General features: G+C 60.8%; 29 protein-coding genes. 27 read left to right on the top strand and 2 right to left on the bottom strand.

Annotation, left to right across the window (positions count from 1 at the left end; genetic code table 11):
- Positions 1 to 42 precede the first annotated feature (42 nt).
- A complete protein-coding gene (locus P7C00_RS18935; protein ID WP_041118665.1) occupies positions 43 to 792 on the bottom strand; it encodes an XRE family transcriptional regulator in 750 nt (249 codons plus the stop codon).
- Between the two features lie 101 nt (positions 793 to 893).
- Between P7C00_RS18935 and P7C00_RS18930 the strand changes: the two genes are divergently transcribed.
- The 17 genes from P7C00_RS18930 to P7C00_RS18850 all read left to right on the top strand — a co-directional run bounded on the left by P7C00_RS18930 (position 894) and on the right by P7C00_RS18850 (position 14,729).
- Positions 894 to 1,118: a helix-turn-helix transcriptional regulator gene (locus P7C00_RS18930; RefSeq protein WP_080774206.1), complete on the top strand. Its 225-nt coding sequence runs from the start codon at positions 894 to 896 to the stop codon at positions 1,116 to 1,118.
- 326 nt (positions 1,119 to 1,444) lie between these two features.
- A complete protein-coding gene (locus P7C00_RS18925) occupies positions 1,445 to 1,963 on the top strand; it encodes a phage regulatory CII family protein (protein ID WP_263001015.1) in 519 nt (172 codons plus the stop codon).
- Entirely contained in the window at positions 1,956 to 2,180 is a 225-nt protein-coding gene (locus P7C00_RS18920) for a TraR/DksA family transcriptional regulator (RefSeq protein ID WP_060839754.1), read from the top strand. The genes P7C00_RS18925 and P7C00_RS18920 overlap by 8 nt, the downstream gene beginning before the upstream one ends.
- The gene (locus tag P7C00_RS18915) at positions 2,173 to 4,392 is read left to right on the top strand and encodes a VapE domain-containing protein (protein WP_404937080.1); all 2,220 of its coding nucleotides are present in this window, start codon (positions 2,173 to 2,175) and stop codon (positions 4,390 to 4,392) included. Before P7C00_RS18920 ends, P7C00_RS18915 begins: the two co-directional genes overlap by 8 nt.
- A complete protein-coding gene (locus tag P7C00_RS18910) occupies positions 4,385 to 4,750 on the top strand; it encodes a hypothetical protein (protein ID WP_093403712.1) in 366 nt (121 codons plus the stop codon). Before P7C00_RS18915 ends, P7C00_RS18910 begins: the two co-directional genes overlap by 8 nt.
- Before the next feature lie 520 nt (positions 4,751 to 5,270).
- A complete protein-coding gene (locus tag P7C00_RS18905) occupies positions 5,271 to 5,615 on the top strand; it encodes a phage holin family protein (RefSeq protein ID WP_404937079.1) in 345 nt (114 codons plus the stop codon).
- Between the two features lie 207 nt (positions 5,616 to 5,822).
- Positions 5,823 to 6,455, top strand: coding sequence for a terminase small subunit (locus P7C00_RS18900; protein WP_404937078.1), 633 nt, complete (start codon positions 5,823 to 5,825; stop codon positions 6,453 to 6,455).
- On the top strand, positions 6,436 to 8,451 hold the full coding sequence (locus P7C00_RS18895) for a phage terminase large subunit family protein (RefSeq protein ID WP_404937077.1): 2,016 nt from the start codon (positions 6,436 to 6,438) through the stop codon (positions 8,449 to 8,451). The genes P7C00_RS18900 and P7C00_RS18895 overlap by 20 nt, the downstream gene beginning before the upstream one ends.
- 1 nt (position 8,452) lies before the next feature.
- On the top strand, positions 8,453 to 8,659 hold the full coding sequence (locus P7C00_RS18890; protein WP_047287306.1) for a phage head-tail joining protein: 207 nt from the start codon (positions 8,453 to 8,455) through the stop codon (positions 8,657 to 8,659).
- Positions 8,659 to 10,140, top strand: coding sequence for a phage portal protein (locus P7C00_RS18885; RefSeq protein ID WP_404937076.1), 1,482 nt, complete (start codon positions 8,659 to 8,661; stop codon positions 10,138 to 10,140). Before P7C00_RS18890 ends, P7C00_RS18885 begins: the two co-directional genes overlap by 1 nt.
- Positions 10,137 to 11,279 (top strand): head maturation protease, ClpP-related, encoded by a 1,143-nt coding sequence (locus P7C00_RS18880; RefSeq protein ID WP_404937075.1) that lies wholly within the window; start codon positions 10,137 to 10,139, stop codon positions 11,277 to 11,279. Before P7C00_RS18885 ends, P7C00_RS18880 begins: the two co-directional genes overlap by 4 nt.
- Positions 11,276 to 11,620, top strand: coding sequence for a head decoration protein (locus P7C00_RS18875; RefSeq protein WP_161467334.1), 345 nt, complete (start codon positions 11,276 to 11,278; stop codon positions 11,618 to 11,620). Before P7C00_RS18880 ends, P7C00_RS18875 begins: the two co-directional genes overlap by 4 nt.
- 63 nt (positions 11,621 to 11,683) lie before the next feature.
- A complete protein-coding gene (locus P7C00_RS18870; protein WP_404937074.1) occupies positions 11,684 to 12,679 on the top strand; it encodes a major capsid protein in 996 nt (331 codons plus the stop codon).
- 2 nt (positions 12,680 to 12,681) lie between these two features.
- Complete coding sequence (locus P7C00_RS18865) at positions 12,682 to 12,996, top strand: hypothetical protein (RefSeq protein WP_123394373.1); 315 nt, start codon at positions 12,682 to 12,684, stop codon at positions 12,994 to 12,996.
- The gene (locus tag P7C00_RS18860) at positions 12,993 to 13,646 is read left to right on the top strand and encodes a hypothetical protein (RefSeq protein ID WP_404937073.1); all 654 of its coding nucleotides are present in this window, start codon (positions 12,993 to 12,995) and stop codon (positions 13,644 to 13,646) included. Before P7C00_RS18865 ends, P7C00_RS18860 begins: the two co-directional genes overlap by 4 nt.
- Positions 13,639 to 14,151, top strand: a complete 513-nt coding sequence (locus tag P7C00_RS18855) for a hypothetical protein (protein WP_404937072.1) — start codon at positions 13,639 to 13,641, stop codon at positions 14,149 to 14,151. The genes P7C00_RS18860 and P7C00_RS18855 overlap by 8 nt, the downstream gene beginning before the upstream one ends.
- Complete coding sequence (locus P7C00_RS18850) at positions 14,148 to 14,729, top strand: phage baseplate assembly protein V (RefSeq protein WP_404937071.1); 582 nt, start codon at positions 14,148 to 14,150, stop codon at positions 14,727 to 14,729. Before P7C00_RS18855 ends, P7C00_RS18850 begins: the two co-directional genes overlap by 4 nt.
- A gap of 125 nt (positions 14,730 to 14,854) precedes the next feature.
- Here the strand turns inward: P7C00_RS18850 and P7C00_RS18845 are convergent, their stop codons facing one another.
- Positions 14,855 to 15,403: a hypothetical protein gene (locus P7C00_RS18845; protein ID WP_123394371.1), complete on the bottom strand. Its 549-nt coding sequence runs from the start codon at positions 15,401 to 15,403 to the stop codon at positions 14,855 to 14,857.
- A 278-nt stretch (positions 15,404 to 15,681) separates the two neighbouring features.
- Between P7C00_RS18845 and P7C00_RS18840 the strand changes: the two genes are divergently transcribed.
- The 10 genes from P7C00_RS18840 to P7C00_RS18795 all read left to right on the top strand — a co-directional run bounded on the left by P7C00_RS18840 (position 15,682) and on the right by P7C00_RS18795 (position 24,324).
- Positions 15,682 to 15,882 carry a hypothetical protein gene (locus tag P7C00_RS18840; RefSeq protein WP_404937070.1) on the top strand — a complete coding sequence of 67 codons (201 nt, stop codon included), beginning with the start codon at positions 15,682 to 15,684 and terminating at the stop codon, positions 15,880 to 15,882.
- A 4-nt stretch (positions 15,883 to 15,886) separates the two neighbouring features.
- A complete protein-coding gene (locus P7C00_RS18835) occupies positions 15,887 to 16,213 on the top strand; it encodes a GPW/gp25 family protein (protein WP_072444073.1) in 327 nt (108 codons plus the stop codon).
- Positions 16,210 to 17,091 carry a baseplate J/gp47 family protein gene (locus tag P7C00_RS18830; RefSeq protein ID WP_404937069.1) on the top strand — a complete coding sequence of 294 codons (882 nt, stop codon included), beginning with the start codon at positions 16,210 to 16,212 and terminating at the stop codon, positions 17,089 to 17,091. The genes P7C00_RS18835 and P7C00_RS18830 overlap by 4 nt, the downstream gene beginning before the upstream one ends.
- A 1-nt stretch (position 17,092) precedes the next feature.
- The gene (locus tag P7C00_RS18825) at positions 17,093 to 17,698 is read left to right on the top strand and encodes a phage tail protein I (protein ID WP_404937068.1); all 606 of its coding nucleotides are present in this window, start codon (positions 17,093 to 17,095) and stop codon (positions 17,696 to 17,698) included.
- Complete coding sequence (locus tag P7C00_RS18820) at positions 17,695 to 19,086, top strand: phage tail protein (protein ID WP_404937067.1); 1,392 nt, start codon at positions 17,695 to 17,697, stop codon at positions 19,084 to 19,086. The genes P7C00_RS18825 and P7C00_RS18820 overlap by 4 nt, the downstream gene beginning before the upstream one ends.
- A 4-nt stretch (positions 19,087 to 19,090) precedes the next feature.
- The gene (locus tag P7C00_RS18815) at positions 19,091 to 19,519 is read left to right on the top strand and encodes a phage tail assembly chaperone (protein ID WP_404937066.1); all 429 of its coding nucleotides are present in this window, start codon (positions 19,091 to 19,093) and stop codon (positions 19,517 to 19,519) included.
- Between the two features lie 99 nt (positions 19,520 to 19,618).
- Entirely contained in the window at positions 19,619 to 20,785 is a 1,167-nt protein-coding gene (locus tag P7C00_RS18810) for a phage tail sheath subtilisin-like domain-containing protein (RefSeq protein WP_404937065.1), read from the top strand.
- A gap of 12 nt (positions 20,786 to 20,797) precedes the next feature.
- Positions 20,798 to 21,307 (top strand): phage major tail tube protein, encoded by a 510-nt coding sequence (locus P7C00_RS18805; protein ID WP_041118645.1) that lies wholly within the window; start codon positions 20,798 to 20,800, stop codon positions 21,305 to 21,307.
- 11 nt (positions 21,308 to 21,318) lie between these two features.
- Positions 21,319 to 21,624: a phage tail assembly protein gene (locus tag P7C00_RS18800; RefSeq protein ID WP_404937064.1), complete on the top strand. Its 306-nt coding sequence runs from the start codon at positions 21,319 to 21,321 to the stop codon at positions 21,622 to 21,624.
- 141 nt (positions 21,625 to 21,765) lie between these two features.
- A complete protein-coding gene (locus P7C00_RS18795; RefSeq protein WP_404937063.1) occupies positions 21,766 to 24,324 on the top strand; it encodes a phage tail tape measure protein in 2,559 nt (852 codons plus the stop codon).
- The last annotated feature ends 5 nt before the right edge of the window (positions 24,325 to 24,329 follow it).

The raw sequence follows: 24,329 nt of genomic DNA, 5'->3' as shown, positions 1-24,329 counted from the left end.
AATATCACGCAGTGTGTTTGTCCGTGTCAATACGTTGTGTGATTAAATATCGGCCGAGTTATGGAGAAAGCGTGATGACTTCAAAATTCCCCCCACAAGGTGAATGTCTAAAACGTCTTCTTCTGGCACGTGAATGGGGGCGTGCAGACCATTAATGCTGTCTAGCCTGTACATCCCATCACGCAGGTAGATGAACTCTTTGATCATTGTTTTACCTGATGCGGTTCGGACCATCACCTCATCACCGCTGTAAAAGCTTTTGTTGGGCTCAATTAGGACAAATTCCCCGTTTTTTATTCGGGGCAACATGCTGTCGCCTGTCACTTTGAGCCCATAAGCATCGGGATCATCGCTGTGGATATTCAGATATCCATCATCATGCCCAGGTGGCAAGGCGAGCTCTTCGAAATAGCCCTCATTACCCAACTGAGCATTGCCTGTAACGGGGACTGTCCCGTCTTTTGCCCATCCTATGTTGCTGCTTACAGGCTGCCCTTTGTCGCTAGAGCGGCCGAACTCCCTGACAGCTCGATCCTCAGAGCGAACACGGCCTTGGATGTGCTCGGGTAGCGATTCAATTTCGGATCGATCGCGGCCCGCCACTAGGTCGGGTAATGACACCCCGAGGGCAGTAGCCAGTATTTCTAAATCTTGCAGATTAGGTTGGCGTGTTCCTTTCTCATAATTGCCAATACGAGATTGGGACTCCCACCCACAGGCATGAGCAAGAGCCTGTTGGCTCATGCCGGTAGCCTTTCTTAATTGCTTGATGCGATTGCCTAGTGTGTTCATGTGCTTTTTTTACCACGATATGAAATTTATTTTTCACACTTTGCGTGTTGAAAAGTTCACGTTTCGTGCTTAAGATTGCCGCGTGTTATCGGAGACCCCTTATGAACCGTATTGCTGAGCACCGAGAGAAAGCAGGTATTAGGCAAAGAGATTTGGTGGTTGAGCTTGGTTGGACGCAGACGCGTGTTAGCAATTACGAGGCCGGGCGGCGCAATGCTGGGCTATCGGAATGTCGAGCAATTGTTCGTGCGCTAAACAAGCTTGGCGCTGCATGTTCGCTTGATGACGTTTTTCCGCCTGATTTAGGTGGAACTCAAGCAGCTTAGAAAAAAGGCGATCCGAAGATCGCCCAGTTCCTCCCGGCACACACCACCACAGTGTCGCCAGGTCGCGGTTTAGGTAGGCGTGCACACCACATGCAAAAACGTCTACTTCAACCGCGCTTTCAAGGCTCGGAAGCCTTGGGTTGCTGCCTTCTCCACCACAGATAGGGCAGCTGTTGCGCCAGAGGTGAACAACGGATTGTTCGCCTCGGCACGGTGCCGGTGTCGATCCCGAAGATCTCGCCGGCGTTTGGGCCCTTTCAAGCCACGCGGCAAATGTATCACCACTGCATGCTGCGCGGCACTGGCAACTTTTAAGGATTAATGCCATGAGCCGTATCGCTTTGAACTCTGTTGAGCGGGCCAAGCGGGAAGTCTTGCCGCTCGATCTCGCGCTTTACCATGCCGCCCGGGACTATCCTGGTGGCGCCGCAGCCATCGCCGCCACCACCGGCCGCAACCCGACCACGCTGCAGCACAAGCTGTCTCCCACCCACCCTAGCCACAGCATCAACATTCAAGAATTTGGCGAAATCCTGGAGCTGACCAAGGACCGGCGCATTCTCGACGCGGTGCATGCCTTGGTAGGGGACACGATCTGGCAGGAGTTGGCCGAGGCTTACACCAACGACATGCCGGAGACGCTGACCACGGGCATCGCGGTGTACTTCCGTCAGGTCGCCGACCTGGCCGACACCTGGGCCAAGAGCATCGGCGATGGCGTGGTAAGTGATGCCGAGCTGGCCGAAATTCGCCTGCAGGTATTTCGCGGCATACAGGGGCTGCTAGGCATGTTTAACCGTGCCTGCTACGTCAACCAGACCACTCGGGGGGCGGACCATGGCTGACATTGCGGATTTTGCCAACGATCTGGTGCAAGAACGCCTCGATCAAGCGCTTGCGGCGCGTCAGTTGCTGAGACCTGAGTTGGCGGCGCATTCCTTCCTCATCTGCGAAGACTGTGACGGTCCTATTCCCGAAGCGCGCCGCTTGGCGCAGCCGGGTTGCACCATGTGTGTGACCTGTCAGGAGATCGATGATGTGCGGAGGGCCCGCCATGCTTGATGAGGTCTTGGGGCAGTTCGCCGATTACGGCCTGGAGCCCGCGCAGCCGTTGGTGTTCGGCAAGCTCACCCGCTGCAAAACGGCGCAGGATAAGGGCAAGGAGAAAAACGGCTGGTACGTGGTGCATGAGCACTACACCGAGAAGGGCGAAACACTGATCTTCGGCAGCTTTGGCGATTGGCGTTCGGGTGTGACGCAGAAGATCAAGGTCAAACCCGGGCGGATGAGTGCCGAGGAGCGTGAGGTGATGCGCGCCCGGCAGGAAGAGGCGAAACGCCGGGCGGCGGAAGTCGCCGTCAATGCAGCGCGTCGTGCGGCAAAGCGTGCCGCCGGGTTGTTCAAGCGTATGCCGGAGAAGGGCAAAAGCGCTTACCTGGACCGAAAGCAGATCGTTGGTTTCGGTGTGCGCTATGCACCGCGCTCGGGGGCTTTTCTGGTGCCCATGAGCAACGTGCGCGACCAGATTGTGGGCCTGCAGGTTATCTATCCTGAGAAGCAGCAGAACACTGGCCGCGACAAGTCCTATTGGCCTTACGGGATGTCGAAGGATGGGGCCTTTCATTTGGTCGGTCCACACCCGGAGCCGGGTGAGCCGATTCTGGTTTGTGAGGGGTACGCGACCGGCGTCAGCCTGCATATGGCGACTTCGCTGACTGTGGCCATTGCCTTTGATGCCGGCAACCTCATGCAGGTGTCCAAGGCGATGCGGGAGCGCTTTCCGGGTCGTCCGATCATTGTCTGTCGGGATGATGACTGGAAGACAACACGTCCTAACGGAGAACCCTGGAATCCCGGCAAGGAACGAGCGGAGAACGCAGCGGCGGTGGTCGGCGGCCAGGTGGTGGCGCCGATCTTTTCCGGCGAGCGAGAGATCAAGTGGACCGACTTCAACGACCTGCATTGCGCCGAAGGTTTGGAGGCAGTGCGTCGTCAGGTGCTGGCGGTGGTCAGGCCACCCGCTGCGGGTGGCTGGCGGGATCTGTTGGCTCGCAGCGACAGCGGCATGCTGATCGCGCACATGCAGAACGTTGAACTGATCCTGAGCAATGATGAGCGCTGGGCCGGGGTGATTGGCTTCTGTTCGTTCAGCGCCAAGATCGTCAAGCTGCGGGTACCGCCCTATGGCGGCGACACCGGCGACTGGGCCGACATCGACGACATGCTGGTGATGAAGTGGCTCGCGCAGCAGTACAACCTGCGGGTCAGGGTCGGGAACGTGATCGAGGCGGTGAGCGTGGTGGCGCACTATCGGGCGTTTCATCCGGTGCGCAATTACCTGCGCGGCCTGGAGTGGGACCGCGTGCCCCGGCTCGACTCCTGGCTCACCGAGATCATGGGCGTGGAGCCGACCGACTACAGCTCAAAGGTCGGCAAGCGCTGGATGGTTTCGGCGGTGGGCCGGGTGATGGCGCCGGGGTGCAAGGCGGACTCGGTGATGATTCTGGAAGGTGCACAGGGCGCCGGTAAGTCAACAGCCATGAGCATTCTCGGTGGTTCGTGGTTTATGGACACGCCGTTTACCCTGGGCGACAAGGATGCGTTCCAGGCGATCCGGGGCAAGTGGATCATCGAGCTGGGTGAGCTGGACAGCTTCAACAAAGCCGAATCGACCAAGGCCAAACAGTTCTTCTCGGCCTCGGTGGATACCTACCGCGAGAGCTACGGCCGCAGAACGATGGACGTGCCACGCCAGTGTGTTTTCGTGGGCACCACCAACCAGGATGAATACCTCAAGGACGCCACCGGCAACCGGCGTTATTGGCCTGTGGCCTGCACCAAGGTCGACCTGGAGCAACTGCGACAGATCCGCGACCAGCTCTGGGCTGAGGCGATGTTCTGCTATCAGGCGGGTGATATCTGGTGGGTGATCCGTGACGAAGCGCCGTTGTTCGCCGAGGCGCAGGAAGAGCGCTTTGTGGTGGATGAATGGGAGGTGCCGATTCTGAAGTGGCTGGAAGAGTCGCACTTGGGGGAGACCACCACCGGCAGTCAGATCCTGGCTGAGGTTCTGAAGATCGATCCTAGCCATTGGGACAAGCCAGCGCAGATGCGCGTCGGCTCAATCATGCATCGCCTGGGGTGGCGCAAGAAGCGTATGCCGGCGTTGACTAAGAGTGGCGTGCGCCCTTGGGCCTATCAGAAGCCAACCAACTGGGGGCGTGGATCTGCATTGCAGGTGGCGCAGATAGAGGAGGAGCCTTGCTTTGATTAAGCGAATCGACGAGATGCTCAAACTCTGGGCCCAGGATCTGCACATGCCCACGACCCTGGCCATCGGCACGGCAGGCGGCGGTAACATGATCGCCATGCTGATGGAGTGCAAAGGCGAGCTGATACGGGGAACCCGTGGCAGTCGGGTGCTGCTGGATGAATCGGCCGATATCGAGCTGATCGTCAACAAGCACCTGCCGCCCGAGCTGGCCCTGGTGGTGATGGAGCATTACTGCAATCACGACAGCTTCTTGGCCCAGAAGTACGCGCACTGTGGTTGCAGTCGTGAGACTTACTACCAGCGCCTGCACCAGGCGCATGTGTTCATCGAGGGCATGCTGATGGGGAAGGTGGCTTGACGCTTACCCTTGGTGTGCTTGCCTCTGTCCTACTGGCTCGCCTTGTCCGACCGCGTTTTGACGCAGCAGGACAAGCACGGGCCTTGTCATTCGTGGGCTGTCCTACTGTCCAACCTCTCAGCGCGTCATGCGCACACATGAGCGCAGCGGGCACACACTACGCGCCGTGGGCGCGCACGCGTGCCTTTCAATTTCTTCTTACAGGCGAGAAAGGAAAGATAGAGGCAGGACAGTAGGGCAGAGCTTTGTATTTCGGGGCCTGTAGCTGTCCTGCCTGACTCACTATCAGTGGGACAGGTAGGACAGCGCCAAAGGCGCTGGTAGCCGAAATAAAGATATTCGCCGACATTGCCTAGGCGTTCACCAGACATTCACCGGGTGGCGTTAAAACAGGGTTGCTGCCACCGGAATCCACCTGTAAAAAGTAGCCATCTTCGATAGGTGCGACCGCAGAGAGCGGCAGGCACCCACACACCAAACCCGGCCCTTGTGCCGGGTTTTTGCGTTTAAGGGGCAGGCGATGACGAACGAGCAACAAGCACTGGCAGAGATGCCGATCTGGTTAGTGATCGTCCTGGCCCTGGTGGGCGGCGTGTCCGGCGAGATGTGGCGAGCAGACAAGGAAGGGGCGCGAGGGTGGGCCCTGTTGCGGCGCCTCGCGCTGCGGTCCGGTGCCTGCATCGTCTGCGGGATGGCGGCAATGATGTTGCTGATTGGTGCCGGGGTGTCGGTGTGGACGGCGGGCGCCTTTGGCTGCCTGACGGCGATGGCCGGGGCGGATGTCGCCATTGGCTTGTACGAGCGCTGGGCGGCGAAGCGGATCGGGGTGTGCAAGGTGCCGCCTGTCACTGAGGATCGGGGTTGATGCGCTAGAGGCCACGTAATACGGGGCTTTCAGGTTTTCGCACTGGTTTGGTGCGCGAAAAAAAACGCCGGGGACCCTGGGAGCATCCCGAGGACACGGGGTCGGGAACCCGCGGGACTTCGTTAGCGGCAGGGCTGCCAGCTTACTGAAATTCAATCCATTGAAATTGAAAGGTTCGATTGAAAACCCGTTGAAAAAGGAGGGCTCATGACAGAACCAACCTACCTGTCAAAGAGCGCCTTCGCGGCTCGTATCGGCAGGTCGCCCAGCTACATCACCTGGCTCAAAGACAACAACCGGTTGGTGCTTTCGCCGGATGGCAAGAAGGTCGATGTCCTGGCCACTCAAGCCCTCATTGCTGAAACCGCAGACCCGAGCAAGACCGCTGTCTCGGCTCGCCATCAACAGGATCGTGTCCAGCGCGATGTTCACAGCCAACTCACCCCACTTGCCGAGCCGACTTCCACGGCTGCGCCGCAGCCATTGGCTACCGCGCCGGGCAAGCAGCCAGACTTTCAAAAGGCTCGCGCTCACCGCGAGTACTATCTGGCACAGCTGGCCGAGGCGGAATTTAACAAGGTCCAGGGCTCGACCGTGGAGGTCACAGCGGTGCAGTCCGGCGCCTACAACGCCGGCCGCATGCTGCGCGACACGCTGTTGGGTATGCCGCCGCAGCTCGCGCCTGAGCTTGCCGCGATGACCGACGCCTGGGAGATCGAAAGGCACCTCACGGCAGCCTTGCGCACACGGCTGGAAGAGGCCAGTCGCATGTCTGCGGAGGACTTTGGCCACACCCTTGAAACCAACTGGGAGGTAGTCAATGAACCTGACCAGACCTGACGGCGCGGAGGTTTACCGCGAGGCCTACTTTCGTGGCCTGCAGCCTGACCCAGATGTGTGGATTGATGAGTGGGCCGATGAATACATGCGCATCCCCCGCGACACCGGTGCCGCAGAGCCGGGCCAGTACCGGACCTCTCGGACGCCTTATGCCCGGGAGCCCATGCGCTGCCTGTCACCGGCTCACCCCTGCAAGCGGGTGGTCACCATGGTGGCCTCTCAGTTGATGAAAACCCAGATCGCCTTGAACTGGATCGGCGGCCTGATCCACATGGCGCCGTCCAACATCCTGACGTTGCTGCCCAGCCTGGGCCTGGCCAAACGGGTGTCTTCACGGATCGGCAAGACGATCAAGGCCACGCCTGTGCTGCGCGAGCGGGTGGCGTCCAGCCGCTCGCGGGACTCGCGCAACACCATGGACACCAAGGAGTTTGAAGGCGGGTCGCTGTACGTGACGACGGCGGGGTCTGCGGCCAACTTGGCGGAGCTGTCGGCGCGCTATGTGTACGGTGATGAGGTGGACCGTTGGGAAGTAGACGTCGGCGAGGAGGGCGATCCCATCGAGCTGGCGGAAACCCGGGGCAGTACCTTCGGCCGCAACGCCAAGTTCTATTTCTCCAGCTCGCCCACGATCAAGGGGGCCTCGCGGATCAGCGATCTGTTCGAGTCCAGCGACCAGCGTTACTACTACGTCCCCTGTCCGCATTGCGGGCATCGGCAGGTGCTGGAGTGGGAGCGCTTGCTGTACTCGGCGGACTTCACCATGGCGCATTACCAGTGTGCCGGGCCCGAGTGTGACGTGCTGATCGAGGAGCATCACAAGGGTTGGATGCTGGCCCAGGGTGAGTGGCGTTCGCATGCCCAGGGTGATGGCGAAACGGTAGGTTTCCACCTCAACGCCTTGTACTCGCCACCTGGCTGGATGGACTGGCGCACGCTGGCGCGGCAGTTCGAGAAGGCCAAGAAAGCCCAGGCCAAGGGCGATCTGGAGCCGATGCAGGTGTTCTACAACACCCGGCTTGCCAAGGTGTGGGATTGCGCTCAAGAGCAGACCAAGGCCCATGTGTTGCGGGATCGGGCACGCCTCGAAAGCTATTGCCTCGGGTCGATGCCGACCGGTGTGCTGATGCTGACCGCCTCGGTCGACGTCCAGGCCAACCGCCTGGAGCTGATGGTGATGGGCTTCGGTGTCGGCATGGAGCGCTGGGTGATCGACCACCAGGTGATCTGGGGCGACCCGGCGAACGAACAGACCTGGGCGGTGCTGGATGAAAAGCTCAAGGCGCGTTACCGGCACCCCTGCGGCGTCGGTCTGGCGATCCTTGCTGCTGGCGTCGACTCGGGCGGGCATCACACAGATGAGGTTTATCAGTTCTGTCGGCTACGTCGTTGGCGCAACGTCTTCGCCATCAAGGGCGCGAGCAAACCAGGCCGGCCAGTGATCGCTCAGCGGCCGTCGATGGTGGACGTGACCTGGAAGGGCCAGACCGAACGCAACGGCGCCGAGCTGTGGTTTGTCGGTACCGATACCGCCAAGGACTGGATCTACAACCGCTATCCCTTCGAGAGCGGGCCGGGTGCCTTGCACTTTGCCAATGACTTGCCCGATGAGTTCTTCGACCAGTGTGTGGCCGAGAGCAAAGTGGCGCGTTACGTCAAAGGCCACAAGCGCATTGAGTGGGTCAAGGGCAAGGCCGACCGGAACGAGGCACTCGACCTGATGGTGTATTGCCTGGCGATGGCGCATTACCTGGGCATCAATCGCTACCTCGAATCCGACTGGGACCGCGTGCGGCAGGCCATGGCCCAGTCCGGGCTATTCGATGAAGTGGCAACTGCTGCACCTGCGCAGGTGGAGTCTGTTTCTGATGAGCCAGAACCGGCTCCAGTCGTTGAACCGGTACTTCAGCCAACCGCCCCGGCGGTCAGGCCCCAGCCAGCAGCTCCACCCCCTCAACGCCGTATGTCTACTAGCGGCTATCTGAAGAGACGCTGATATGTCCTTTACCCAGAAACACCTCGACGCTATCGAGGGCGCTATCGCTCGCGGTGAAAAAACCGTGCGCTATGGCGACCGTACCGTGGAGTACCGCACGGTGGATGAACTGCTCAGGGCCCGCGAGGAGATCCGGGGCAGCCTGAGTGCAGCCGCCGGACCACGCGCTCGCGTGATCCGGCTTTTCCATGGAGGCAAGGGACTGTAATGGCTCGCCACTTTCCGACGCTGACCCGTAACGGTTTCTTGCTGCCGTCCAATATCAAGGCCAGTTACGAGGGCGCCGGAGAGGGGCGCCGTTCCTCGGGCTGGGATGCCCCCGACAACGGCATCAACACCATCAACACCCCGGCCTTGCGCAACCTGCGCTCGCGTTCCCGGGCGGCGGTACGCAACGACCCGTATGCGTTCAACGTGATCGACAAGCGGGTCAGCAACCTGATCGGCACCGGGATCAACCCCAGGCCACGGACGGATGACCACGACTTGCGCAAGCTGCTGCAGGAGCTGTGGGAGGACTGGGTGGATGAGTCGGACGCCGATGAGTTGACCGACTTCTATGGCCTGCAGGCCCTGGCGGCTCGAACGGTCGAGACGTCGGGCGAGTGCTTTGTGCGCCTGCGTCCTCGCAGTCTGAGCGAAGGCTTGGCGGTGCCGCTGCAATTGCAACTGCTGGCGCCGGAGTTCGTGCCTCATGACAAGTTTGAAAGCACCCGCGACGGCAATGTCATTCGAGCCGGGATCGAGTTCAACGCCATGGGCAAGCGGGTGGCGTACTGGATGTATCGCTCGCACCCGGGGGACTCCTCGTCGTTGAACGGCGGTTACAACCAGCTGGTACGGGTGCCAGCGTCCCAGGTGCTGCACATCTTTGAACCGATAGAGCCGGGCCAGTTGCGCGGTGTTCCGCGTTTGTCGCCGGTTCTCAAGCGCCTGCGCAGCCTCGACAACTACGACGATGCGGTGTTGTTCCGGCAGGAGGTGGCGAACCTGTTCGCCGGTTTCATCTCGCGGCCGACACCCGAGACGGGGCCGGCGCCGCGAGATCCAGTCACTGGCCAACCGCTGATGGCGGACCGCGATGGTTTCACGCCGATGGTGGCGCTGGAGCCGGGCACGATGCAGGAGCTGGGGCCGGGTGAAGAGGTCGAGTTTTCCAAGCCGCCGGACGCGGGCAACAACTACCCCGACTTCATGCGGCAGCAACTGATGGCTGCCGCAGCGGGTACTGGCACGCCCTACGAGATCCTCACGGGCGACATGCGCGAGATTAACGACCGGGCGCTGCGGGTGGTGCTCAACGAGTTCCGGCGCCGTCTGGAGCAACTGCAGTTCAGCGTTTACGTGCACCAGTTGTGCCGCCCTGTTCGGGCGGCCTGGATGGACATGGCCGTCCTCTCGGGCGCGTTGCAGCTAGAGGACTACACGCAACGGCGCCGTGAGTACCTTCGCACTCGTTGGGTGCCTCAAGGCTGGGCCTACATCCAGCCAGTGCAGGATGTTCAAGCCCGGCGCATGGAAGTGCAGGCCGGCTTCGCCTCGCGCAGCGAGATGGTGCTGCGCACCGGCTATGACGCCGAAACGGTCGACGCTGAAAACGCCGCGGATCTGCAACGTGCGCAGGGCCTTGGCCTCAATTACACCACTCTCGAAAGCGTCGAGTTGCTCGACGACAAGGAGCAACCATGAGCAAGAAAGCGCAGGTGCGCGTTTACGACAAGGCCGGCAAGCTGGTGCCGGTCAAGGACCAATCCTGGTACACCCTGCGGGCCAGCGGCGAAGCCGAACAGCGCAGCATTGAAGTCTTCGTGTATGGCGAGATCGGTACCTGGGGCGTGACGGCCAATCAGTTTGTGCAGGATCTGCGAGCCCTGGACGACGGCGTGTCTCCGGTGATCGCCGCGTTTAACAGCATCGGCGGTGACCTGTTCGACGGCCTGGCCATTCACAACGCGCTGTCGCGGTTGGGGGAGCGCTGCACCGGCCGTATCGACGCCCTGGCCGCCAGTGCTGCCAGCGTTGCTGTGTGCGGCGCTCACCGGGTGGTGATCGCGGCCAATGCCATGCTGATGATTCACAACCCCTGGACCTACGCCTCGGGCGATGCAGAGGACTTTCGCAAGGTGGCCCAGGTGCTCGACCAGACCATGGAAGCCATCATCGCCGCCTATAAGGCCAAGGCACCGGACATCGATGAAGAGGAGCTGCGGCGCCTCGTTGATGCCGAGACGTGGCTGACGGCGAATGAGGCGGTGGCCCTGGGTCTGGCGGACGAGGTGGGCGACGGTGTCACGGTCAAAGCTTGCTTGGGCCAGGGCGCCGCACTGCAACGCTTTCACAACGCTCCGGCTGAACTCCTGGCTCAGTTGGATGATGCGCCTCTGCCCGATCCGCAGGTGCCAGCCGATCCGCCAGAGCCGACTCCGGTGGTGGATGCCGCACAGCTTGCGCTGCTGGTCACCCAGCGCTGCACGGCTGCCGGTATCAGCAACCTGATCGAGCCGCTGTTGAAGTCCACCCAGCTGGAAAGCGAGGCCGTTGTCCAGGCGGGTTTGACCCGGGCCAAAGCCATCAACGACCTGTGCGTGGCGGCCCGTTTGCCTGAGTTCAGTGCCGAGTATGTGGCGGCCGGTCTGGATGCTGCCGCTGTGCGGGCGCGGCTGTTCGACAAGCTGGTGGGCAGCGGCAAGGGTTTCGAGATCGACAACAGCCTGCCGCTCGAAGCAGATCCACCACCCAAAGTGCAGGCCAAACAGATTGATCAGCCCTCCATCTGGGCCGCTCGCCAGGCCGCACGAAACCCATCCGTAAAAGGAGCTAGACCATGACCATTCAACGTGAACCGATGCACGCGGGTGAATTCCTGCTGTCCGAAGGGGCCGGCACCATTTCCCGCGAAGCCATCAACGTGGCTGCGGGCCCGGCCTTGGAGCCGGGGCAGATTCTCGGCCTGGTGGTTGCTACTGGTGAGTTTGCCCCCTACAACCCGAACGCCGAAGACGGTAGCGAAAACGCCCAAGCCATCCTCTATGGCCCCTTGGGCGAGTCGGATGTGGTCCGCCGTGGTCGAGCCGTGGTGCGTTTGGCCGAGGTCAGCGAAGCGCACCTGACCGGCCTGGACCCAGCCGCCGAGAAGGCCCTGGCCACTCATTTTGTGTTCGTCCGCTAGGGCGATTCATCCTCGTTTACCGAGCCCGCCTTTGCGGGTTTTTTGCTTTCTGGAGATAGCTTCATGGCTGACATTGAGATCTTTAACGACGATGCGTTTTCTGTTTCCTCGCTGACGGCGGCGATCAACGATCAGGAGTATCTCCCGGGTCGTATCAGCAGCCTGGGCCTGTTTCAGGAGCAGGGTATTACCACCCTGACGGTGCAGATCGAGAAGGACGGCGACACCATCGCCCTGGTCCCTGCGGGCGAGCGTGGCACCTCGGGCCTGGTGGTCGGTGGTAGCAAGCGCAACCTGATCCCGTTTAACACCGTGCACCTGCCGGAACGCTTCGCCATCAAGGCCGACGAGATCCAGGGAATCCGCGCTTTCGGTACCCGCAGCGAGCTGCAATCGGTGCAGGACGTGGTTAACAAACGCCTGGCCAAGTGCCGTCGACAGTTGGACGCCACCCACGAATTCCAGCGCATGGGTGCCTTGAACGGCCAGATCCTCGATGCGGACGGCAAGACGGTGCTGTTGGACATCTACAAGACCTTTGGGGTGACTCGCAAAAAGATGCCGATGGGGCTCAACGACCCTGCCACTGAAATCCGCGTCAAATGCGGCGAGGCCCTGGACCTGCAAGAGGATGCCTTGGGCAGTATCACCAGCACCGGAGCACGGGCTTTCTGTGGCAAGAACTTCTGGAACAAGCTGATCGTCCACGAGAAGGTCAAGCAAACCTTCCTCAACACCCAGCAGGCCGCAGCACTGCGGGGGGATGCCCGCGAGAGCTTCGAGTTCGGTGGCATCGTCTGGGAGCGTTATCGCGGCAAGGTTGCTGGGGTTTCCTTTGTCCATGATGACAAGGCCCTGCTGGTCCCCGAAGGTGTGCCGGATCTGTACATCTCGGTGTTTGCCCCGGCCGACTACATGGAGACGGTCAACACCGAGGGCCTGCCGTACTACAGCAAGATTGAGCCGATGCCATTCGGCAAGGGCATGGCCGGTGAGGCGCAGTCGAACCCGCTGCACCTGTGCACGCGGCCATTGGCGCAGATCCTGCTGGAGATGTAGCCGTGGGCATTCGCGAGCTGGTCGCCGATGTTGACGATGCGGTGTTCGAGGCGCTGGGGGATACGGCCTATATCGAGGGCCGCGAGGTGCTGGGGATGTTCTCGGCGCCTTGGCTGCAACCCAAGCTCGGCAAGATGAATACGGGCCTGCGCGAGCCACATCTGGTGATCCGTGTATCGGATGCCGAGGGGGTAGAGGTACGTCAGCAGGTGCGCATCGATCTGCCCGCGCACGATGGAGGTGGCCTGTACACCTTGGTTCTGATTGAGCCAGGAGGCGATGGCCTGGTCAGTCTCATTCTGAGGATCAATCCATGAGCATCGGCAGCTACGCTCGGCAATCAGCCAGCGAAGGCATGATCACGCTGCAGCCCTCGGCCGTCGATTTGCAGGTGTTCAAGGACTTTGCGGCCGTGGTGCCCAAGGCAGCAGCTGCAGCCCAGCGCCGGGCGATCAACAAGACCTTGCGCTGGTTGCGGACCTACATCGCCCGGGCTGTCAGCAGCAAGGAGCGCATTGCCGTCGGGGCTGTTCGGCAGCGTCTGCGGGCGTATCCCATCAACAGCAGAGGGCAGGGGAAGCTCTGGTTCGGCATCAACCCGATTGAGTCGAGCCGGATCGGTCGAGCCCGCCAGAATCGGTCGGGCGTGTCGGTCGCTGGGCGGCGCTATCAGGGGGCCTTCTTCAAGAAGGTCTATGGCAGTCAGGCTGACATCTGGATTCGGACTGGTAGCAAGCACTACGACCCGAGCGACTACCCCGAAACGCGGCAGGGAAAGCGGCGGTCCGGCTTCATCAACGAGAACGACAACCGCTTCCCCCTGGCCAAGGCCAAGGTGTCGCTGGATGACGTGCGGCCGATCTTTGATGAATGGGTCAAGCGCGCTGATGAAAGGCTGCTGGAAATCCTCGAACAGGAACTGAACTTTGAGCTGCAGAAGTATCTGCGAGGTGGCAAACGTGTCTGATGAACCTTTCAGCCTTGACCAGTTGTACTGCGCGATAGAGCAACATATTCGCGATGCCATTCCCGGGCTGGCCTATGTAGCGGTCATGCCTGACATGCTTGAGCGTATGGCTATTCCGGCGGTGGTGGTCGAACTTTCGGAGCTTGAGCCGGGTACCGATCAGATGACCGGAGAAGCGGCGCTGGAGGCACGCTTTGAAGCTCGGGTGGTTGTGGGGTCTGAACAGACGCAATGCCAGCGGCAAGCGGCCTTCGTTGCTTCCCAGATTGCGGTGCTGCTGCGCATGCAGACCTGGGGCGTCGAGGTGGCCGCTGCAGAGTTTGTGCGGTCGGCCCAGGACTGGACGCGTCCCGAGATGGATGGGTACGCGGTCTGGGTCGTGGAATGGACCCAGGGGATATACCTCGGCAAAGAGGAATGGCCGTGGCCGGATCAACCGGCGGGTGTTCTTGAGCTCAATCTGGGAGAGGATGCCCCGGGTGTCCGTGTCGAGGTCCAGCCATGAGCGGCTACGTTGCAGCTGCACATGACCGCATGATCGCGGGCCTGATCATCCCATGCAGTGTGGTCGGTGTAGATCTCGCTGGTGGGACGGTGCGAGTGTCTGACGGCGCCGGCTGGACCAGCGCCTGGGTTCGCTGGCACAGCCAGGCCGCCGGCAAGGCCCGGCACTGGCGAGCACCGAGCCTGGGTGAACAGGGGGCTTTGATCAGTCCCAGTGGTGAGCCGGCACAAGGCACTTTCATCCCTGGCCTATATGGCAATGCCGGGCCGCAACCCGATAACCGCGACCACGTCGAGGTCTGGCGCTTCGATGATGGCGGCTCGCTAGTCTACGACTGGCAGACCAAGAGCTACAGCATCAACCTGCCCAGCGGCACGGTGACCATTCAGGTCGGCGGCAGCTCGGCGGTGGTTACTGACGACTCGATTGCTGGCAAGGCCTCAACCATCCTGCTAGCAGGAGAAATCACCCTTGAGGGAAATGTCCAAATCGTTGGAGCATTGAGTGTTGCTGGTGACATCAATGGCGGCGGCAGAATTGTTGATACCACCGGCAATACAGCGAACCATAAGCATTAAAAGGATACGCCGGAGTGCGGAGCACTTCCGGCGGTTGTTCCTTTTATTTTGTTTGACTTGCCACTTTGCACTAGTGGGGTAAGGAATCATTGGCTGATTGTTAAATCTACGTTTAGACGAATACCCTAGTTGTGCTCGAGAAATTCCTGTATTTCTACGGGGCTTTTTCCTTGGTTAACAAGGGTTTGTACTGTCTCGGATTTAACTAGGCTTTCCTGTGCTTTTATCAAATCTGCCTTTGCTATGTCAGCTGCCGCTTGCACAGTGTCTTCATAAGCTTTAAGTATTTGGGCGGACGTAAAGTTCTGTCCCAAGGACTGTTCGCAAAGTCGATAAAGAGACTCGCGTAGGAGCATTGTCATTTGAGTTCGCTCCACCAGTTTTACGACTGTTGTATTGAACTCGGTTTTTCCTGATACCTCCCCAACACCGTCTTTTTTTACATCGGCTTCGAGCTTCGAAACCAAGCTTAGTGCAACATCTGGTGGGGGCTCCGCGCAGATTTTGATCTTCGTGCCATCTGGTACAAGAAACGCCCCGCGTCGAGATGCGTCGTAATCAAACCAGTAACTTGACGATGCCTGGAGCTTTGAGCTTCGGGCGGGAGAGGTGAAGTTAATACAGCCTGTCATCAGTAAGGACAAGCTGATGCATATGGCGTTTTTTATAATCATAGCCTTTCCTTTTGCGAGTTTAAGACGCCTTTTTAAACTGAGTCTAAACCGTAAGGAAGTAGACTCTTTAATCCTATATAGATCACCTACGGCTCACTTGCTGAGTAGTAACAAAATTTATTCCAGAATAATTTGAGTGACGCTGGCATCTCCTGGTGCCGTTTCTATGTGCCTCTCAATTGCAGCTAATGGAGGGCGCGTTAGTTTGATCTACTCAAAGCTATGCAGCTTTAGCTGGAAGCCTGTTGTACGCGGGATTTTTTATACACGGAGAAATCATGACTACCTCAAAAAAGCTCACCGACGCATCAGCCAGCGCCGGCCCTACAGTGTTCCGCGACACCCTCTATACCTCCCGGGTGCTGATCCTGCCGGACGGCCGTCAGCTGGCCGTGGCCCAGGGTCGGGTATCCGCTCCCACCGGTGACAGCACCGCGTTGGAGTATCTGAGCAATCATCCGGATCTGCAGCAGGAGTAACGCGATGATCGGAATGGATCGCCGCACCGGCCAGCCGCTGTCCGGCATCGAGCATGTGCGGCAGTCCATCGAGGACATCCTGACCACGCCGCTGGGCAGCCGGCGGATGCGCCCGGAGTACGGCAGCAACCTGCGCCGCTACGTCGACTTACCGGTGACCGGCGGGTGGAAAAGCGCGGTGCAGGCCGAGGTGGCGCGTGCGCTGTTGCGCTGGGAGCCACGCCTGAAGCTGGAGCGGGTGCGGGTGGTAGCGGTGGTGGGTGGCCAGATCAGCTTCGAGCTGGTCGGTCAGTACCTGGGCAATAACGCGGTTTTGGAGGTAACGGCATGAGCATGCTGGACTTGTCGGTACTGCCGGCGCCGCAGGTGCTGGAAGCCCTGGACTTTGAAGAGTTGTACCAGGGCAAGTTGTCGGCCTTTCGCCGGCACATGGGTGAGAACTGGACGGCCAACCTGGAGAGCGACCCGGTCACCAAGCAGCTGGAGCTGTCAGCCTACGGGGATATGCAGCTGCGGGCCCGGGTCAACGACGCGGCCAAGGCGCTGCTGCTGGCCCACGCCAAAGGCTCGGACTTGGATCACCTGGCGGCCAACGTCAACTTGCAGCGCCTGGTGATCCAGGCCGGTGACTCGCAGGCGGTGCCGCCGGTGGAGGAGGTCAAGGAAGCCGACGACGCTCTGCGCGAGCGTGTCCAGTTGGCATATGAGGGCCTGACCACGGCTGGCCCGCGTAACAGCTACATCCTGCATGCGCGCAATGCCTCGGCCTTGGTGGCAGATGCCGAGGCCGAAAGCCCGTCACCGGCCTGCGTGACGGTCACGGTGCTTAGCCTTGAAGGCGACGGCGCGGCCGCTCCAGGGCTGCTGGCGACAGTGGCGGCAGCCCTCAACGATGAGGACGTGCGGCCGCTGGGAGACCGGGTCACGGTCCAGAGTGCTCAGGTGCTGCCGTATCGCATTGATGCGGTGCTGCACATGAAGGGACCGGGGCCAGAGAGTGACGCCGCCCTGGCCGAGGCTGAGCGCAAGCTGGCCGCCTGGGTCAACCCACGCCGGCGTCTGGGTATCGAGGTGGCGCGTTCGGCCATTGATGCGCAGTTGCATGTGGCCGGTGTGGCCCGGGTCGAGTTGCCGGGGTGGCAGGACATCACCCCGACCAGAGCCCAGGCGGCGTACTGCACCGGCTACAACGTCACCCTGGGAGGCTGACATGACCAGCCTATTGCCGATCAACAGTACGCCGCTGGAAAGGGCCCTTGAGGCGGCGAACGCCGGCGACACCTCGATTGTGCTGCGCACCCTCTACAACCCTGCAACCTGTCCAGCGCATTTGTTGCCCCAGTTGGCCTGGGCCTGGTCGGTGGATCGCTGGGACCCGCGCTGGTCCGAGCCGGTCAAGCGCAACGCGATCCGGGCGGCCCACTTCATCCATGCCCGCAAGGGCACCATCGGCGCGCTGCGCCGGGTGGTGGAGCCCTTGGGCTACCTGATCGAGGTGGTCGAGTGGTGGCAGACGGTGCCCGCCGGTGAACCGGCCACCTTTGCCCTGAAAGTCGGCGTGCTGGATACCGGCATCACCGAGGAGATGTATCAGGAACTGACCCGGCTGATCGACGACGCCAAGCCCGTCAGTCGGCATATGACCGGCCTGGCCATCAGCCTGGAAACCTCCGGCGTGATCGGCTACGGCGCCTATGTGGACCAGGGTGAAGTGATCGACGTTTACCCTCCGACACCCCGCGATATCGAAGTGACCGGCCGTTATGGCCAGGTCGTGTGCATTGATGAAATAGACACCCTGGACGTGTACCCATGATCGACTCTAACAGTCAGTTCTTCGCCATCCTCACGGCGGTAGGCGAGGCGAAACAAGCCAACGCTACGGCGCTCGGTGTGCCCTGGACCTTCAAAGAGATGGCGGTAGGGGATGCCAACGGCACCGACCCCATCCCGAACCGGAACCAGACCAAGCTGATCAACGAATGGCGCCGGGCCCCGGTCAACCAGGTACGCACTGACCCGGCGAACCCGAACATCATCATCACCGAGCAGGTGATCCCGTCCGATGTGGGCGGGCGCTGGATTCGGGAGATCGGCCTGTTCGATGCCGACGGCGATCTGGTGGCGGTGGCCAACTGCGCGCCGAGCTTTAAGCCCCTGCTGGCCCAGGGCACCGGAAAGACCCAGGTCATTCGCATGAACTTTATCGTGTCGAACGCTGCGCAGATCGTGTTGAAGATCGACCCGGCGGTGGTGCTGGCGACCCGGCAATATGTCGACGACTCGCTGGCTGCGGCGTTGCCGGCAGACAAGGCTCCCGGTACTTATCGGGTGGTCACCATCGACAAGCGGGGCATCGTTGTTAGCGGGTCCAACCCGACGACGCTGGGTGGCTTCGGTATCACTGATGGGGTGACTAAAGCGGAGATGAACGTGGCAGTTAGCGGGCTATTGCCGAAGGCTGGCGGCGTGGTATCGGGGTCTATCATGCTCGATAATGGGGCTGTTGACTCTCCAGAAATCGGATGGCGTACACCTGAGATAGATGCAAGGCTCGATGTTGCTAATAAGAGTATTCGGTTCTTCGCAGTCGTTAACGGGGAATTAACATTCCCTTTAGTAATGAGCGTTCCTGACAAGACTGCATCGTTTTTCGGAAACATCGCTTGGCATGCTGGCAACTTCAATCCAGAGAGCAAGGCGAACAAGGCGACTACGTTGGCGGCGTATGGCATCACTGACGCTTACACAAAGTTCGAGGTTGAAACGGTCGTCAAGGCTCAAGCTTCAGAAACAGTTCGCGGCGCGGTAAGGATCGCAACAATAGAAGATGTGAATGCTGGAAACGATGACACTGCTGTCGTCACGCCGAAGAAACTGTTCAACGGTGCTGTGATCATCACGGGCAACTACGCGGCGCTCAAGCTGCCAAGCTGGCTCGGCGGCTGGATTCTTCAGAAGGGCAGCGTGAACGTTACAGCTGAAGGGGGGGCCGGTGCGTCGGTTTCAGTGACCCTTCCAATCGCATACACGGGCTCTTACGCGCTCAATGCAACGTTCGTCTACTCAGGCGGCAGGCTCGATAACGGGAACGTTCCGCAAGTGCGCGACAAGTCCCTAAACGGCTTCACAGTCGACAACCAATGGATGGGTTCCGGTTCGAGTCTGGCCGGGGTTATCGATTTTTTCGCGTTCGGGAGGTGATCTGATGTTCTATGCAAACTGGGTCCCGGTTGACCAGCGCTTTGCTTTTTCGGTTGATGATAATGGTGGTGTCCCGGTCACGGCGGAGCGTCACAGCCAGCTCTTCGGAGCCCTTGCTGAAGGCAAGGCCCTTGTGCCAGATGCGGATGGCGCTCCGACCATCGCAGATCCACTACCAGTTGATTCGTCTCCAGCTGCACTTGCCAGACTTGAGCGGGCGTGGCGGGATGTTGAGTTGTCGTCAGTGGTTTGGTTACGTGATCGGCACCGCGATCAGCAGGAGATCGAAGTGGCGACAACACTTACATCAGATCAATTCAATGAGTTGCTCATGTACATGCAGACTTTGCGTAACTGGCCACAGTCGTCGGACTTTCCGCAGGTCGAGCACCGCCCGGTGGCGCCACCTTGGATCGCCGAGCAAACCGAGTAAACGCCCCGCACTGACGGGGCGTTTTCTTTCCCGCGCTACGGCGCCCGTTCCTCTCACAGCCTCGCTCATGCGGGGCTTTTTCATGTCTGGAGCTTATCCATGAGTGGTTTCTTTCACGGCGTTACCGTCACCAGTGTGGACACCGGCGCGCGCACTATCTCGCTACCGTCGTCCTCGATCATCGGCCTGGTGGACACTTTCACCGAAGGCCCCGACTTCAGTGCCAAGGCCAACGACTTGTTGCTAATCACCAACGAGCGCGAAGCCATCGCGGCCTGGGGCCCGGATGCGGCCATCACCAAGGCCTGCAAGGCCATCTACCAGCGCGCCAAGGCGGTGATCGTTGCATGCGGTGTGGCCAAGGTTCAGGACGCCGCACAGCAGACCTCGGCGATCATCGGAGGGGTGCTGGCCAGCGGCAAGCGTACCGGCCTGCAGGCGCTGTTGGACGGCAAGAGCCGTTTCAACGCCCAGCCGCGTTTGCTGGTGGCTCCCAAGCACAGCGCCAATCTGCCGGTCGGTACCGCCCTGGTGGCCTTGGCCGACAAACTGCGGGGCCTGGCCATCCTCGACGGCCCCAACACTACCGACGAGGCGGCCATGGAGTACGCCAAGAACTTCGGCGCCAAGCGGGCCTATCTGGTTGACCCGGGCATTCAGTACTGGGACACCGGCGAGAGCGCGACCGTCGATGCGCCGGCCTCGGCCTGGGCGGCGGGACTGTTCGCTTGGACCGACAACGAGTACGGCTTCTGGGCCTCGCCGTCAAACAAGGAGTTTGTCGGCCTCACCGGCACCACTCGGCCCATTGAGTTTCTGGACGGGGACGAGACTTGCCGGGCCAACCTGCTGAACAACGCCAACATCACCACGATCATTCGTGATGCGGGCTTTCGGCTGTGGGGCAACCGCACGTTGTCGAGCGATCCGAAGTGGGCGTTCGTCACTCGGGTGCGAACCATGGACATCGTCATGGACGCGATCCTCTACGGGCACAAGTGGGCGGTCGACCGCTCGATCACCGCGACCTACGTCAAGGACGTGACCGAGGGTCTGCAGGCGTTCATGCGCGACCTGAAGAACCAGGGCGCGATTATCAATTTCGAGGTCTACGCGGACACCGAACTCAACACCGCCAGCCAGCTGGAGCAGGGCAAGGTGTACTGGAACATCCGCTTTACCGACGTGCCGCCCGCCGAAAACCCGAACTTCCGTGTCGAGGTCACCAACCAGTGGTTGACCGAAGTCCTCGATTCCGCCGCTTAAGGAGCCGCAGCAATGGCAATGATTCCCGAAACCCTGGCGAACATGAACCTGTTCGCCGATGGCATCAGCTTCCAAGGCGATGTCCCGAGCCTGACCCTGCCCAAGCTCACGCTCAAGACCGAGGAGCACCGGGCCGGCGGCATGGACCTGCCGGTGGAGCTGGACATGGGCATGGAAAAACAAGAGGCCGGCTTTACCACCACCGGTGTGCGCCGCGAGTCGTTGAAGCTCTTCGGCCTGGCCGACGGCACCGCCTTCAACGGCGTGTTCCGGGGCGCCTTCAAAGGTCTTAAGGGCAAGGTCACCCCGGTGATTGTCACCCTGCGCGGCATGCTCAAGGAGGTCGACATGGGAGACTGGAAGGCCGGCGACAAGGCCGAGATCAAGCACAACGTGGCGTTGACTTACTACAAGCTCGAAGTCGACGGCCGCCTCATCTACGAGATCGATGCGCTGGGCATGAAGCGCGTGATCAATGGCGTCGACCAGCTCGCCGCCCAACGTTCGGCCCTGGGCCTGTAAGGAAAACAGCAATGACTCAAGTATCGAAAAAGACACCGGCCTGGATGACCCTGAGCGCCGAGAGTGTGGTCGTGACCCTCACTAAGGCGGTGGAGATGAATGGAGTGGTCTGCGACAAGGTCACTCTGCGCGCACCCACCGTGCGGGATGTGCGTGCCGCTAACACTGCCGCCGGCAGTGACGACGAACAGCGCGAACTCATGCTGTTCTCCAGTCTGGCCGAGGTCGGCGCCAAGGATCTGGAGGGCATGACCCTCAAGGATTACCAGCGCCTGCAGGCCGGCTATTTTCGCCTGGTGCAAGACGACGAACTTTGACCCGGCGGTGATGAAGATGGCGGCGAAGCGGCTCGCGAGCGAGCTGCATTTCTCCGCCGAGGAAATCATGACCATGAGGTTTTCCGACATGGTCTGGTGGCTCACGGACTGAGCCCATCAACTCGGGCATAGGTGAATCAGATGGCAAGCAAACTGGCGTTGGGGCTGGTGATCGGCGGCGCCGTCAGTTCGACGGTGGGGGCAGCCTTCAAGACGGTTGAGGGCCGGATCAAGAAGCTGGAGGAACAAGGCAACAAGGCCAAGGTGCTGAAGAACACCATCGGCGAAACCATGCGCCTGCGGGATGAATGGAAGAAGGCCCACGAAACCGGTGCGGCCTCGGCCGCCGGTTTGTTGCGCAAGCTGGAGGGAAACCTGAGCAGCCTGCAGAAGCAGGGTATTCAGGTAAACAAACTGCGCCAGGAGTATCAGGCACTCGGCCGCGTGGCCAGGGGGGCGGATCTGCAGCTCAAGGGGCACCAGCAGATCCAGCAGGGCAAGGAGGGCCTTAAGTCCAGCATCGGCCAGGCAGTGGCCGGGGTCGGGGCGGTGGCCATTCCGACCAAGATAAGCGCGGACTATCAGGCGATCATACGTGACATTGCGATCAAGGCGGACGTGGCCAACAAGCCACAAGAAGCCCAGTTGACCCGCACCATCATTCAGACCTCGCAAGACACAGGGATGAGCCGCAACGATGTGGCCGACCTGGTGAACCAGTTGGTCGGTGCCGGCATGGAGCTGGACAAGGCGCTGTCTTATGCGCCGGTGGCGGCCAAGTTCGCTGTGGGGCAGGGCGCAACTGGGGTCGACACGGCGAACATGATCCAGGCGCTGCAGCAGAACGCCAATATCACTGACCCCAAAGTTATGGAGAAGGCCCTGGAGGCCATTGCCCTGCAGGGGCAGGCGGGCAGCTTTGAGGCGTCCGACATGGCGCGCTGGTTTCCCCAGTTGTTGGCTAGCATGGGCAACATGAAGATTTACGGCATGGATGCGGTGAGTCAGCTCGGCTCGATGTTGCAGGTGCAGATGAAGACCGCCGGCGGAACAGATGAAGCGGCCAACAACCTGAAAAACTGGATGGAAAAGATTGGCTCCGGGGAAGTGGTCAAGGCGTATAAGGATGCCGGTATTGATTATCACGCTTCTCTCAACACCGGTATTCAGGGTGGCATGTCGACCCTAGAGTCGAGTTTCGCCCTGGCCATGAAGTACATCAAGGCGACCGACCCGGCCAAGGCCGCGAAGATGGAGAAGGCCCAGGCCAAGATCAGCAAGGAGGTTGATCCGGCCAAGGCTAAGGCCATGCTCGATGCGCTGGAGCAGTCGTTGCGAACCGGCGATCTGTTCGCCGACATGCAGGTCAAAGCGGCGCTGACGGCGTACTCGCAGAACCGGGAGCTGTACGAGCAGCTCAAGAAAGATTCGCTAGGCGCTAAGGGCATCCTCGACAAGAACCTGGCCGAGCGCCGGGAAACCTCATCGCAGCTTTGGGCCGAAACAGCTCACGCGATGAACGACGGTATGCGGGCAGTGGGGGATGCTCTGCGGCCGGCAACGGATGCGGTAGCCAAGCACATCACCACGGTGGCCAGGTCGCTGACTGGGCTGGCGGAGAAAGCCCCGCCCCTAGTGATGGGGATCACCGCCTTGGGCGCAGGGCTGGTCGCGCTGAAGAGCGTGGTATCCGCTTTCAAAATCGGCAAGGGCCTGCTCAATGTCGCCCGGGGCTCGTTGATGGGTAACCCGAACGTGATTCAGCGGGTGTTCGTTACTAACGCCGGCGGGTTGGGTGGTGGCGACTACGACCTCGATGGCGGCAGGGAAAAGAAGGGTGGTAAAGGCGGTAAGGGAACCCGTGCAGGAAGGGCGGGGCGGCTTGGTCGTGTCGGCCAGGCGCTCAGGAATGTCTTTAGCCGCGGCGGTGTGGGGACCGTTGCAAAAGGTGCGGTGGGTTTAGGCTCGACGGCCTTAAAGGGTGTCGGTTCCCTTTTCAAGGGGCTGGCACCGGTGCTTAAGGGTGGGGCCATCCTGTCGGTACTGGGTGCAGGTCTCAAGGCTGCGGATACCTATCAGAATGCCAAGACCAAGGACGAGAAAGCGGAGGGCTATGGCGGCGCGGCTGGCGGTCTGGCGGGTGCTTTGGTCGGGACAAAAATGGGGTTGGCTGCCGGTGCGGCCATTGGCTCTGTCGTTCCAGTGCTTGGCACTGCCATTGGTGGGGCTATCGGTGCCGCCATCGGGGGCACTGTCGGTTACCTGGGAGGGGATGCCCTGGGCTCCTATGCCGGCAAAGCGATGTTTGGTTCCGACGATTCGCTCAAGCGGATGCCGGCAGCGGGGCCGCTGATGATGGTCAACGCCGGAAAGGACATTCCTCCGGTCCTGGGTGACATCGCGAAATCGTTCAAGACCGGACAGACACCCCCGATGATGGGGCAGGTGGTGCGCTCCATGGGGACCGCCTCACCGCCGGCAGCTGTGCCGGCAATGCTCAAGGCGCCCGAGCCTGCGAAGCAGGTGCCCAAGGTCGACCAGCAATTTGCTTTCTCGCCGAGCCTGCAGGTCACGGTGCAGGGGGACGTTAAAGACCCGGCTCAGGTGGCCCGGGAGGTTGAGCCTTATATGCGCCGGATGTTCGACGAGTACAGCCGCCAGGCTGCGGCTCGTCAGCTGTCGGATGAACCACACGTTTAAGGAGG

Origin of the sequence: Pseudomonas sp. JDS08PS003, from assembly GCF_045013505.1 — a bacterium.
GTDB classification, from domain to species: domain Bacteria; phylum Pseudomonadota; class Gammaproteobacteria; order Pseudomonadales; family Pseudomonadaceae; genus Aquipseudomonas; species Aquipseudomonas protegens_B.
Note: the sequence above shows the minus strand (reverse complement) of the source record. Positions and strands in the feature narration are given on the sequence as shown.

What these genes read in the sequence shown, in the direction of transcription:
- P7C00_RS18935 (WP_041118665.1), bottom strand. Translation starts at nt 792, where the DNA reads ATGAACACACTAGGCAATCGCATCAAGCAATTAAGAAAGGCTACCGGC.
- P7C00_RS18930 (WP_080774206.1), top strand. Translation starts at nt 894, where the DNA reads ATGAACCGTATTGCTGAGCACCGAGAGAAAGCAGGTATTAGGCAAAGA.
- P7C00_RS18925 (WP_263001015.1), top strand. Translation starts at nt 1,445, where the DNA reads ATGAGCCGTATCGCTTTGAACTCTGTTGAGCGGGCCAAGCGGGAAGTC.
- P7C00_RS18920 (WP_060839754.1), top strand. Translation starts at nt 1,956, where the DNA reads ATGGCTGACATTGCGGATTTTGCCAACGATCTGGTGCAAGAACGCCTC.
- P7C00_RS18915 (WP_404937080.1), top strand. Translation starts at nt 2,173, where the DNA reads ATGCTTGATGAGGTCTTGGGGCAGTTCGCCGATTACGGCCTGGAGCCC.
- P7C00_RS18905 (WP_404937079.1), top strand. Translation starts at nt 5,271, where the DNA reads ATGACGAACGAGCAACAAGCACTGGCAGAGATGCCGATCTGGTTAGTG.
- P7C00_RS18900 (WP_404937078.1), top strand. Translation starts at nt 5,823, where the DNA reads ATGACAGAACCAACCTACCTGTCAAAGAGCGCCTTCGCGGCTCGTATC.
- P7C00_RS18895 (WP_404937077.1), top strand. Translation starts at nt 6,436, where the DNA reads ATGAACCTGACCAGACCTGACGGCGCGGAGGTTTACCGCGAGGCCTAC.
- P7C00_RS18890 (WP_047287306.1), top strand. Translation starts at nt 8,453, where the DNA reads ATGTCCTTTACCCAGAAACACCTCGACGCTATCGAGGGCGCTATCGCT.
- P7C00_RS18885 (WP_404937076.1), top strand. Translation starts at nt 8,659, where the DNA reads ATGGCTCGCCACTTTCCGACGCTGACCCGTAACGGTTTCTTGCTGCCG.
- P7C00_RS18880 (WP_404937075.1), top strand. Translation starts at nt 10,137, where the DNA reads ATGAGCAAGAAAGCGCAGGTGCGCGTTTACGACAAGGCCGGCAAGCTG.
- P7C00_RS18875 (WP_161467334.1), top strand. Translation starts at nt 11,276, where the DNA reads ATGACCATTCAACGTGAACCGATGCACGCGGGTGAATTCCTGCTGTCC.
- P7C00_RS18870 (WP_404937074.1), top strand. Translation starts at nt 11,684, where the DNA reads ATGGCTGACATTGAGATCTTTAACGACGATGCGTTTTCTGTTTCCTCG.
- P7C00_RS18860 (WP_404937073.1), top strand. Translation starts at nt 12,993, where the DNA reads ATGAGCATCGGCAGCTACGCTCGGCAATCAGCCAGCGAAGGCATGATC.
- P7C00_RS18850 (WP_404937071.1), top strand. Translation starts at nt 14,148, where the DNA reads ATGAGCGGCTACGTTGCAGCTGCACATGACCGCATGATCGCGGGCCTG.
- P7C00_RS18845 (WP_123394371.1), bottom strand. Translation starts at nt 15,403, where the DNA reads ATGATTATAAAAAACGCCATATGCATCAGCTTGTCCTTACTGATGACA.
- P7C00_RS18840 (WP_404937070.1), top strand. Translation starts at nt 15,682, where the DNA reads ATGACTACCTCAAAAAAGCTCACCGACGCATCAGCCAGCGCCGGCCCT.
- P7C00_RS18835 (WP_072444073.1), top strand. Translation starts at nt 15,887, where the DNA reads ATGATCGGAATGGATCGCCGCACCGGCCAGCCGCTGTCCGGCATCGAG.
- P7C00_RS18830 (WP_404937069.1), top strand. Translation starts at nt 16,210, where the DNA reads ATGAGCATGCTGGACTTGTCGGTACTGCCGGCGCCGCAGGTGCTGGAA.
- P7C00_RS18825 (WP_404937068.1), top strand. Translation starts at nt 17,093, where the DNA reads ATGACCAGCCTATTGCCGATCAACAGTACGCCGCTGGAAAGGGCCCTT.
- P7C00_RS18820 (WP_404937067.1), top strand. Translation starts at nt 17,695, where the DNA reads ATGATCGACTCTAACAGTCAGTTCTTCGCCATCCTCACGGCGGTAGGC.
- P7C00_RS18815 (WP_404937066.1), top strand. Translation starts at nt 19,091, where the DNA reads ATGTTCTATGCAAACTGGGTCCCGGTTGACCAGCGCTTTGCTTTTTCG.
- P7C00_RS18810 (WP_404937065.1), top strand. Translation starts at nt 19,619, where the DNA reads ATGAGTGGTTTCTTTCACGGCGTTACCGTCACCAGTGTGGACACCGGC.
- P7C00_RS18805 (WP_041118645.1), top strand. Translation starts at nt 20,798, where the DNA reads ATGGCAATGATTCCCGAAACCCTGGCGAACATGAACCTGTTCGCCGAT.
- P7C00_RS18800 (WP_404937064.1), top strand. Translation starts at nt 21,319, where the DNA reads ATGACTCAAGTATCGAAAAAGACACCGGCCTGGATGACCCTGAGCGCC.
- P7C00_RS18795 (WP_404937063.1), top strand. Translation starts at nt 21,766, where the DNA reads ATGGCAAGCAAACTGGCGTTGGGGCTGGTGATCGGCGGCGCCGTCAGT.